1 protein-coding gene and 2 pseudogenes are annotated in these 2,044 nt (G+C 48.6%); 2 read left to right on the top strand and 1 reads right to left on the bottom strand.

Annotated elements, in window-relative coordinates:
* Positions 1-173 precede the first annotated feature (173 nt).
* Positions 174-641: a flavin reductase family protein gene (locus tag IKE44_RS11375; protein WP_121678426.1), complete on the top strand. Its 468-nt coding sequence runs from the start codon at positions 174-176 to the stop codon at positions 639-641.
* Positions 642-779: 138 nt separating this feature from the next.
* Here the strand turns inward: IKE44_RS11375 and IKE44_RS11380 are convergent.
* A pseudogene (locus IKE44_RS11380) lies at positions 780-1,343 on the bottom strand (FAD-dependent oxidoreductase).
* A 552-nt stretch (positions 1,344-1,895) separates the two neighbouring features.
* Here IKE44_RS11380 and IKE44_RS11385 point away from each other — a divergent pair.
* Positions 1,896-2,044 (top strand): annotated as a pseudogene (locus IKE44_RS11385) (IS66 family transposase); the annotation flags it as partial.

Below are 2,044 nucleotides of genomic sequence, written 5' to 3' on the forward strand. Positions count from 1 at the left end.
GTCTGTGAAGCGAGTCGTTGTTCGGTCTTCCGTCACGCTAAGGCGTGACGGAGGCAAGCCACACGCTTGCCTTCGACAGTCGAAAATGGGCAAACCACTTTTCTGTCAAGGATATGTTAAACTTCTTTGTTGCATCTATATAGATGACGAAAAGGGAAGGATGGGAGAAACGTATGGATGACCGCACATTCCGCAACGCGATGGGGAAATTCGCAACCGGCGTGACGGTCGTGACGACCGAATTTCAAGGGGAAGCGAAAGGGATGACGGCGAACGCGTTTATGTCCGTTTCACTCGACCCAAAGCTGGTGGTCATCTCCATTGGCCATAAAGCGCGAATGCATGACATTGTCAAGCAAACGGGGAAATTTGCCGTCAACATTTTGCGGCGTGATCAAGAGGAGTTGTCGCGCTTGTTTGCTGGCCAGCTGAAAGAAGAACGCCCTGTTTCGTTCGATTGGGTGAACGGCCATCCGATTTTGCCGGAGGCGTTGGCGAATATTTTATGCAACGTCCACAGCACGTACGTGGCCGGCGATCATACGCTTTACTTTGGGGAAGTGACTGATATTTTGATGAAAGACGAACCGGGCGACCCGCTCTTGTTTTTTGAAGGGAAGTACTGGAGCATTGGACAATAAGCGTCCTTGGATGAATCGGGGCCGCTATTGTCATGCGGGGACGACGCGACAGACGTTTCAGGCCCGTCATCTTGCATCTCGGCCGTTTCCATGGCGCTATTTAGAAAAGGTGTCCCGCTGTTTGGGACACCTTCGTTGTTATTTTTTCAATACATCGTGATCGACGTACCGTTCGCCGTTCAGCTCGCTGATGACGTTGATGGCGACTTTCGCACCGTCGCCTGCTGTGATGATCGTATGGACGCTGACGCCAGCGACCGTCCCGGCCGCCTAAATGCCGTCGATGTTCGTCTTGCCGTTGGCGTCGACGTCAAGCACCGTTTTAATGCGCGGCTCCGTACCCGGTTTGGTGCGCAGGCCGATTTTTTCCGCTAAATCGGTCGCCAAACCGGTGGCGAAGATAACGTGTTTCGCTTCATAGGATCCAGCTTCTGTTTCGAGACGGAATCCCCCGTCTGTTTTTTGCACATCCGTCACTTGTGCTTCCACCAATTCTGCTCCGAATTTTGCGGCTTGCTTTTTCCCGGTTTCCACCAATTCCGGGCCGCTGATTTGCGGAACGCCGTAATGGTTTTCCACCCAAGCGCGCTTTGTCATGCCTTTGTCGCTGTCAAACAAGACCGTTCTCTTCCCGGCTTTGACGGCGAAAATGGCGGCGCTTGCCCCTGCAGGCCCGGCACCGATGATGGCGATGTCGTACATCGTGCATCCTCCCTTTGTTATTTGTTAGAATATTAACACTATGAGTGTAGTACAAATGGGAAGAGGAACCAAATCACCCGCACTATCATTTGATAATAATTTTTAATTTATATTTACTATAAACGAAAAGTGTGTATAATAGAATGTAGAAGGAGTGCAAAGGGGAGAAAGATCGATGAACAAGCCGATGATTTGTGAACAATGCCGCCAGCCTATTCGGCGGCTGAAACATTCATTGCTTTGCCAGTGCGGGATGAAAATGGTTGTGCAAAAATAATACAGCGAAAAGCGGCTTCCTGTTTCTGTCGCATTCAACCGGCGAATGGCACCGGTTTTTTTATCTTTTCATTTACGAAAGCGGCGAATATATAAAAGTAAAACCGCATTTTTCACAAGGGTTGGTGCCGCTGATGCACGACAAACGAGATTTGGGAGCCCGCTTGGCCGCTTTTTACCGAGAGGTAACTATTCAGCCACATCATAAAGTGAGCTGAATATTTTTTGTATTTCCTGTCTATGATGTGGATATTGATAGACAAGGAGGTGAATCGCATGTTGATGGTACAACAAGCTGTATTTACAGTTGAGAGCTTAATCGGCAAAGTTCAACAACAAAAACAGCTCATTCATCAACTCGTTCAAGAAAATGAACATTTGCGTCACGAAAACAAACAACTACGCAAAGAAAATGAACAACTGAA

Source organism: Geobacillus sp. (genome assembly GCF_017515625.1).
Taxonomy (GTDB): Bacteria; Bacillota; Bacilli; order Bacillales; family Anoxybacillaceae; genus Geobacillus; species Geobacillus stearothermophilus.